Origin of the sequence: Phenylobacterium sp., assembly GCF_036263695.1 — a bacterium.
GTDB lineage: Bacteria > Pseudomonadota > Alphaproteobacteria > Caulobacterales > Caulobacteraceae > Phenylobacterium.
In genome coordinates, this window is the sequence record NZ_DATAGM010000051.1 from 1 (window position 1) to 8,142 (window position 8,142).

Genomic DNA, 8,142 nt, shown 5'->3' on the forward strand with positions numbered 1-8,142 from the left:
TGGAAGGCGAGATCGACACCACCTTCATGATCACTCACCGGGGCACGCTCGAGGACGGGCCGGAGCTCTACCGCACCTTCCGCGACAAGCAGGACGGGTGCGTCAAGGTCGTGCTGACGCCGTAGATCCTCCCCCCCGATACCGCGTCAGCCGAGGCCGGGCCGGAGCCATGCTCCGCGCCCGGTCTTCCTTTTGCGGCCCCGCTCGACCGGGGCGCAGATCGTGCTATCGCTCGCCGATGGCGTGGATGATCGGGGTGATGCTGGAGGTCGCGGGCGAGCCGGAGCCGCTGCGCCACTTCTTCGCCGTGGGGCATGACGACCGCGCCAAGGCCGAGTGGACCGCCATCGACAAGGCTCGGCTGACCGGGGAGGTCGCCGTCAGCCCGGTGAAGGGGCTGGAGCCGGTGCACGTGGTCTCCGAACTGTCGCCGAAGACGGTCAGGTCGCTGGCCCTGAAGCCCGGCGAAGTCCGCCCGCTGGGGTGGCGGTGGCCGCGGCGGTGGATCACCTTGGCGTCGGGAGAGGCGGATGGCTGAGCCGAAGGTCGCCTTGGTCACCGGGGCCGGCAGCGGCATCGGCCGGGCCTGCGCCGTGGCGCTATCGCGGGTGGGCTGGTCGCTGGCGCTGACCGGGCGACGCGCGCAGCGGCTGGAGGAGACCGCGGCCGCCTGCGAAGGGGAGGTGCTGGTCCACGCCGCAGACGTGGCGGACGAGACCGAGGTGGCCCGCCTGTTCGCGGCCGTGCAGGACCGCTTTGGACGCCTGGACCTCCTCTTCAACAATGCCGGCACGGGCGCGCCGCCGGTCCCGCTAGAGGACCTGGACCTCGCCGCCTGGAAGCGCACGGTCGACGTCAACCTCACCGGGGCGTTCCTCTGCACCCAGGCCGCGTTCCGGATCATGAAGGCGCAGGAGCCGCGCGGCGGCCGGATCATCAACAATGGTTCGATCTCGGCCCACAGCCCGAGGCCCCGGTCCGTCGCCTACACCGCCACCAAGCACGCCATCACTGGCCTGACAAAATCGACGTCGCTCGACGGCCGCGCCTACGACATCGCCTGCGGCCAGATCGATATCGGGAACGCCGCCACCGACATGACCCGCCGCATGAGCGCCGGCGTGCCGCAGGCGGACGGCTCGCTAAAGGAAGAGCCGGTGATGGACGTCGAAGCCGTCGCGGGGGCCGTCGTCTACATGGCCGGCCTGCCGCTCAGCGCGAACGTGCAGTTCATGACCGTCATGGCGACCAAGATGCCGTTCGTCGGGCGGGGCTGACCCCTCCCGTCATCCCGGGCGCAGCGGAGAGCCGGGGCCGAGATTTCGAGGCGGCGGGCTGGATCCCGGATCGGCCTTGCGGCCGTCCGGGATGACGGGATGGTGTCAGGCCTTCGGGTTATCCAGCGCGGCGTAGACCAGCCGCGGGGAGATGTCGCGCATCGGCGGAGTGCCGCCGCCGGGGACGGAGCCGCGCAGGTTCTGGATGAAGCCGACGAAGACGATGTCGTTGGTGGGATCGATCCAGAACCAGGTGCCGAAGGCGCCGCCCCACCAGTGGCTGTCTAGGCCCATGGGGCTGCCGGCCGCGGCCGGGTCCATCAGCACCGCGAAGTCCATCCCGAAGCCGACGCCCTCCTGGCTCGGGCCATAGAGGTCGACCTTCACGCCGGGGGCGAGCACGTTTTTGCGCATCAGCACGGCGGTCTCGGGCTTGAGGAGCCGCACACCCTCCAGCTCGCCGCGATTGGCGACCATCTGGGCGAAGCGCCAGTAGTCCTCGACGGTGGAGAGCAGGCCGCCCGAGCCCGACCAGAAGGTCGGGATGCGGGTGGGGTCCCCGCCGGCCGGAGCCGGGGTGATCTTGCCGTCGGGCCCGTAGGTGTTGACCTTGACCACCCGGGCGGACTTCTGCGGCGGCACGTAGAAGCCGGTGTCGACCATCTTCAGCGGCCGGAAGATCTTCGTCTGGAAGAACTCGTTGAGGTTCATTCCCGACAGCTTCTCGACGACGTGGCTCTGGATGTTGACGCTGGGCCCGTAGCGCCAGTCGGTCCCCGGCTGGAACGCCAGCGGCATCTTCGCCAGTTTGTCGATCATCCCCTGCAGGTTCGTCTCCTGCAGGTTGGCGCCCTCGTACGCGGCGGAGACGTCGAAACCGGCCGAATGGCTCATCAGCTGAGCCATGGTCATGGGGCTGGCTTGTTCGACGAGTTGACCGTCCGCGGCCTTCACCTTCAGGCCCTTGAACTCGGGGATATGCTTTTCGACAGGGTCGTCCATAGCCCACTTGCCCTGCTCGTAGAGCATCATCATCGCCACGCCCGTGACCGGCTTGGTCATTGAGGCGATGCGGAAGATGTGGTCGGTGCGCAGGGGCGCCTTGGTCGCCAGGTCCGCCACGCCGTGCGACTCGAAGTGCACCACCTTGCCATGGCGGGCCAGCAGAGTGGTGACGCCGGCGAGCTTGCCCTGGTCGACCAGCGCCTGCATCTCGATCCCAAGCGCCTTCAGCTTGGCCGAGGAGAAGCCGACAGCCTCCGGCTTGGCCATCGGCGGGGCGGCGAAGGCCAGGCCCGGCGCGAAGGCCGAGGCGCCGGCGGCGAGCAGCAGGGTGCGGCGGTCGAGATACATGGGTCCCCCCTTGGTTCTTCTGTCAGTTAGGCCGAGATATCGCAGCATTGGGCCGGTCTCGCCAAGCCCTTGCCGCGCGGGCCTCAGCCGGCCGTCTGGACCACCCGCACGCCGTGGCTCTCGCAGACCGAGTGCAGCGCCGGGCTGGCCAGCCGGTCGGTGACGAAGACGCTGACCTCGCCGATGTGGCCGATGCGGACGGGCGCGGGGCGGCCGAGCTTGGAGGAGTCGGCGGCCAGGACCACCTGGCGGGCGTTCTGGATGATCGCCTGGGAGACCTGGACCTCGTTCATGTCGAAGTCGAGCAGCGCCCCGTCCTCGTCGATCGCCGAGGCGCCGATCACCGCGAAGTCGACCTTGAAGGTCTTGATGAAATCGACGGCGAAGGCGCCTACCGCGGCGCGGTCCACCGCCCGGACCCGCCCGCCGACGACGATCACCTCGATCTCGGGGCTGCGGTAGAGCATGTCGACGACGTTGAGGTTGTTGGTGATGACCAGCAGGCCGCGCCGAGCCGCAAGGGCGCGCGCCACCTCTTCGGTGGTGGTGCCGATGTTGATGAATATGGACGCGTTGTCCGGGATCAGCGCCGCCACCGCCTCGCCGATTGCCCGCTTCTCGTCCCGCGCCACCTCCCGTCTGGCCTCGTAGGCGAGGTTGTCGATGCCGGAGGTGATCACCGCCCCGCCGTGCACCCGCGAGAGCAGGCTGTTGGCGGAGAGGTCGTTGAGGTCCTTGCGGATGGTCTGGGGCGTGACGCCCAGCCGCTCGGCCAACGCCTCGACCGTCACCCGGCCAGTCCGCCGGGCGATCTCGAGGATCTCCTTGTGCCGGCGCAGGACGGGGGCGGACATGCGAACTCGTAGTAAGGCGCAGCTGTTGCGCGACCGTGGCCAAGATGGCCGGAGAAGGCAAGCGCCCCCCGCCTCCAGGGCGGGGAGCGCCGGCCCCCTCTCCGTCAGAAGCGGTAGCTGAGCTCCACGCCGTAGCGGCGCGGATAGACCGGCGTGCGGAAGATCTGCAGGAAGGTGTCGAAGTCCGGCCCGACGATGCCGCCGGGACTGTCGTTGTCCGACAGGTTCTTGCCCCAGATCGCCACCCGCAAGGGCCCGCGCTCGTAGCCGACTTCCGCGTTCCACTCCGAGAAGGCCGGCAGCAGTGACAGCGGGTCGTTGCGCGGGGTGAAGTACTGCTCGTCCACCCAGTTGACGTCGGCATGGAAGGTGATCGCCTGGTCGTCGCCCAGCGGCCGGCGGTAGTCGAGAGCTGCGTTGAACGAGCGCTCGGGCGCCTCGATCAGCCGGTTGCCGGCCAGGTTGCTGCTCACGAAGGCGCCGGCCTGAGAGGCGGCGCAGTCGCCGATGGCGACCAGCCGGGGGCTGCAGTTCCCGGCCAGGGACAGCTCGGTGTATTCGGCGCTTAGCAGGGCCCCGCCGGCCCGCAGGGTGAGTTCGGGCGTCAGCTGGGCGACCGCCTCCACCTCGAGGCCGTAAAGCCGAGCCTCGCCGGCGTTGACGACGTTGGACTGGCCGACCGTCACCGTGTTGATGAACTGCTGGTCGATATACTTGTAGAAGAAGGCCGATGAATTGAGCGTCAGCCGGCGGTCGAACAGCTGGGTCTTGAGCCCGATCTCATAGGAGTCGAGGTACTCTGGGTCCGAGATGTTGACGTCGGCGGGGTTGAACAGCGCTCCGCCGTTGATGGCGCTGGAGCGGTAGCCGCGGGCGTACTGGACATACCCCATCACGTCCTCGGTGAACTTGGCGCGCAGACCGATCCGCCCGGTGGGTGCGGAATCCTCGAAGCTCTTGGTCGGCTGCGGCGCGATCGGCGGCGCCCCGGCCCCGGTCACCCGGAAGTTGGAGATCTCGCCCTCGTCATGAGTCCAGCGGATGCCGCCGTAGAGGCTGAGCTGGTCCGAGAAGTCGTAGGAGCCGTCGAAGTAGGCCGCCCAGGACGAGCGTTCCTGGTCGTAGCGCTGGAACCGCTCCAGCGCGCCGCCGAAGAACCACCAATCCGTGCGGATGCCGACCTCGTCGTGGCTGAAGTAGAGGCCGGCGATGAAGTTGAACGGCCCATCGTAGTCAGTGGCGACCCTCAGGTCCTGGCTCCACTCGGAGGTGTCGGCGTAGAAGTCGATGGCCAGCAGCGGGGCGATGGACCCGTCGCCGTCCACCCGGTTCAAAAAGAAGCCTTCGGTGTAGTTGGTGATCGAGGTGAAGCTGTAGGGCCCGGCGCCCTTGCGCATGGTCAGGGTCGCGCCGTCGCCCTCGACGATGATCTCGCCGTCGGTGCGGTCGTAGTACCCCTCGTGGTTGTCGAAGGGCTGGCCGGTGAGCGGGTGCACCCGCGGGTTCACCCCGAAAGCGTTGGTCCCGTTAGGGCCCAGGCCGACGTTGATGGTCCCGATGTTGGTCGGCTCGGCCCGCGAGTGGTCGATCTTGAGGACGGCCTCAAAGTCGTCGGTGGGCGTGAACAGCAGGCTGAGACGCAGGGCGTAGTTGTCGATGGACGACAGGTCCTCGCCGGCCGGATTGTGGTTCTTCACCCAGCCGTTGCTCTGGGACGCGTTGAAGGCCAGACGCGCAGCAAGCCTGTCGTCGATAAGGGGTGCGTTCACCGCCCCCGTCGCCTTCCAGTACTCGTTGTTTCCGACCTGAACGGTGACGTCGCCGCCGAAGTCGAAGGACGGCTTGCGGGTGATGAAGTTGATCGCTCCGCCAGTGGTGTTCTTGCCAAACAGGGTGCCCTGGGGCCCACGCAGCACCTCCACCCGCTCCAGGTCGAAGATCTGCGGGCCGCCCAGGAACTGGCTGGCCACATAGACCTCGTCATAGAAGACGCCGGTCGGCGAGGTGGTGTTGAGGTTGAAATCCGGCGTGGCGATGCCGCGCATGGAGAACTTCGGCTGGTCCTCGTTGCCGAGGTTGGAGACCCGCAGGTTCGGCGTCTGGCGGGCGATCTCGGTGCCGCTGGCGACGTTCAGCGCATCGAGCTGGGCTTGGCCCACCACCGTTACCGAGACCGGCACGTCCTGCAGCCGCGCCTCCCGCTTCTCGGCGGTGACGATCACCTCCTCGACCTGGCTGGCGTCCTGGGCCAGGGCCGGCCCCACGGGCGCCGCGCTCAGAGCGGCGCTGGCCAGCAGCAGTCGGAACGACGCGCGTGTCATGTGACTCCCCCAATTTTTCGCTTCTTCTGGAATATCGAAGCTATTTCGAAAGGTATGCGAAAGCGCGGCGTAGCCGTCAATGGCCAAGCCGCGCCGTCTTCGAGCTGGCGCTCCTGCCATGGTGCGGTTGACACACCGCGGGCCCGCAGCGCAGCTTTCGTTTGGGGTTGAAACGAAAGGGGCTGGCGATGGCGGATGAGAAGCGGGGTCGCGCCCGCTGGGGCCTGCTCGCCCTCGGCGCGGTGCTGATCGCCCTGGGCGTGACCCTGGCCGCGGTCGTCCAGACGGCTGGCGGGGTGCGGGTGGAGGACGTGCGGTTCCACGGGCCGGACGGGACCGAGTTCAGCGCCCTGCTCTACACCCCGCCGAACGCCACGGCCGCGAGCCCCGCCCCAGGCGTCCTGGCGGTGCACGGCTACATCAACACCCGCGAGACCCAGAGCGGCTTCGCCATCGAGTTCGCCCGGCGCGGCTATGTGGTGCTGGCGCTGGACCAGCGCGGCCACGGCTACAGCGGCGGGGCGGCGACCCAGAAGGGGTTCGGCGGGCCGGAGGGGCTCGCCTATCTGCGCGCCCTGCCGATGGTCGACAAGGCCAACATCGGGCTGGAGGGCCACAGCATGGGCGGCTGGACGGTGCTCGCCGCCGCAGCCGCCCAGCCGGACGGCTACCGGTCAATGGTGCTGGAGGGCTCGTCGGTGGGCCCGCCCTTCTCCGCGCCCGGCACGGCCACCTGGCCGCGCAACGTCGCGGTGGTGTTCTCGACCTACGACGAGTTCGCGCCGCTGATGTGGGGCGTGGGCGACTCCCGCAAGGTCGGCGAGAGCGCGAAGCTGCAGGCCCTGTTCGGCGCGGCCGGGCCGGTGCAGGCCGGCCGGCTCTACGGCGACATCGCCGCCGGGACGGCGCGGGCGCTCTACACGCCCGCCACCACCCACCCCGGTGACCATATCTCGCCCGAGGCGATCGGCGACGGCCTCGACTGGTTCGCTCGCACGCTGGAGGGCGGCACGCCCCGGCCCGCCTCCGACCAGATATGGTTCTGGAAGGAGATCGGAACGGGTGTCGCGCTGATCGGCGTCTTCGTACTGATGGCCGGGGCGTTCGAGGCCCTGCTGGCCCTGCCGCTGTTCGCAGGCCTGCGGGGCGCGCCTGAGCCGGCGCGCGAGCGGCGCGACGGGCGCTGGTGGGCGCTGCTGCTGCTCGGCGCCTTCGTGCCCGCCCTGACCTTCTACGCCGCGATCCTCACCCTGCCGCCGCCGATCCCGCCGAGCGCGGTCTTCCCGCAGTCGATCAACAACTGGCTGACGGCCTGGGCGCTGGGCAACACGGCCATCGCCCTGCTGCTGGGCCTGTGGCTGGGCAGGCGCTCTCCGGCGCGGCCCGTGCCGCTGGGGCCCGCGCTCCTGCTGGCGGCGGCGGTGGTGGGCCTCGCCTACCTGGCTGCGATCCTCGCCGGCCTCGTCCATGTTGATTTCCGCTTCTGGATCGTCGCCCTGAAGCCGATGAGCGGGCGGCAGGCGCTGGCCTTCCTGGCCTACCTGATCCCCTTCACCCTGTTCGTCTGGGTCGCTTTCCGCGGCGCGACGGCGCTGATGCTGCAGGGCCAGAGCCGAGCCGGCCAGCACCTCACCGCCATCGCCGCCCTGGCGCTCGGCTTCGCGGTCGTCACCGGAGCCCAGTACGCCGTGCTGTTCGCCACCGGAGCTCTTCCGCTGCCGTTCGAGGCGCTGAACGTCATCGTCGCCCTGCAGTTCGTCGTACTGCTGACGGCTCTGGCCGTGCTCTGCGTGTTCACCTGGCGACGGACCGGCAGCCACGTCCCCGGCGCGCTGGTCTGCGGCCTGTTCGTCACCTGGTACATCGTCGCCGGCACCGCCACCCACGTCGGCTGAGCGAGCGTTCAGGCGAGCGTCTGCTCCACGAGATCGGCGAGACGCGCGGCGCCGTCCGCCCGGCCCAGTCTCGCCGACGCCGCCGCGGCGCCGGCGAGGGCGCCGCCGCTCAACAGCGCCTCCAGGAACGGGGCGAGCCGGCCGGCCTCCAGTTCGTCCTGCGGCAGTCGCCAGCCCGCGCCGGCGTGCTCGAAGGCCCGCGCGTTGCGGTCCTGCTCGTCCGCCGAGCCGCCGCGGGGGATCGGAATGAAGATGGCCGGCCGCCCTATCGCGGTCAGGTCGGCGGCGGTCGAGGCGCCGGCGCGGCAGATGACCAGGTGCGCAGCGACGAGTTGGTCGGCCATGTCGTGGAAGAAGGGCGCGACCGTCGTCACCACGCCGTGCGCCTCTAGGCGCGCGCGCACCGCCTCCGCGTCCTCGCCCTTGTATTGCAGGGCGAGCC

The 8,142-nt window shown here is 69.6% G+C and carries 7 protein-coding genes; 3 read left to right on the top strand and 4 right to left on the bottom strand.

Features of this window, described 5'->3' with window-relative positions; genetic code table 11:
* The first annotated feature begins 238 nt into the window (after positions 1–238).
* On the top strand, positions 239–538 hold the full coding sequence (locus VHK87_RS01905; RefSeq protein ID WP_329633202.1) for a hypothetical protein: 300 nt from the start codon (positions 239–241) through the stop codon (positions 536–538).
* Positions 531–1,277, top strand: coding sequence for an SDR family oxidoreductase (locus VHK87_RS01910; RefSeq protein WP_329633203.1), 747 nt, complete (start codon positions 531–533; stop codon positions 1,275–1,277). The genes VHK87_RS01905 and VHK87_RS01910 overlap by 8 nt, the downstream gene beginning before the upstream one ends.
* Positions 1,278–1,382: 105 nt before the next feature.
* Here VHK87_RS01910 and VHK87_RS01915 read toward each other — a convergent pair whose 3' ends face one another.
* The 3 genes from VHK87_RS01915 to VHK87_RS01925 form a co-directional block, all read right to left on the bottom strand.
* The gene (locus tag VHK87_RS01915; protein WP_329633204.1) at positions 1,383–2,630 is read right to left on the bottom strand and encodes a serine hydrolase domain-containing protein; all 1,248 of its coding nucleotides are present in this window, start codon (positions 2,628–2,630) and stop codon (positions 1,383–1,385) included.
* Positions 2,631–2,713: 83 nt separating this feature from the next.
* Positions 2,714–3,484: a DeoR/GlpR family DNA-binding transcription regulator gene (locus VHK87_RS01920; RefSeq protein ID WP_329633205.1), complete on the bottom strand. Its 771-nt coding sequence runs from the start codon at positions 3,482–3,484 to the stop codon at positions 2,714–2,716.
* A gap of 104 nt (positions 3,485–3,588) precedes the next feature.
* A complete protein-coding gene (locus tag VHK87_RS01925) occupies positions 3,589–5,805 on the bottom strand; it encodes a TonB-dependent receptor (protein WP_329633206.1) in 2,217 nt (738 codons plus the stop codon).
* A 188-nt stretch (positions 5,806–5,993) separates the two neighbouring features.
* On the opposite strand from VHK87_RS01925, the gene VHK87_RS01930 reads away from it, so the two are divergent.
* Positions 5,994–7,700, top strand: a complete 1,707-nt coding sequence (locus VHK87_RS01930; protein ID WP_329633207.1) for an alpha/beta hydrolase family protein — start codon at positions 5,994–5,996, stop codon at positions 7,698–7,700.
* 8 nt (positions 7,701–7,708) lie between these two features.
* On the opposite strand, the gene VHK87_RS01935 is transcribed toward VHK87_RS01930, so the two are convergent.
* Positions 7,709–8,142, bottom strand: a 434-nt coding sequence (locus VHK87_RS01935) for a glycosyltransferase (protein WP_329633208.1), incomplete at its 5' end; no start/stop codon positions are given.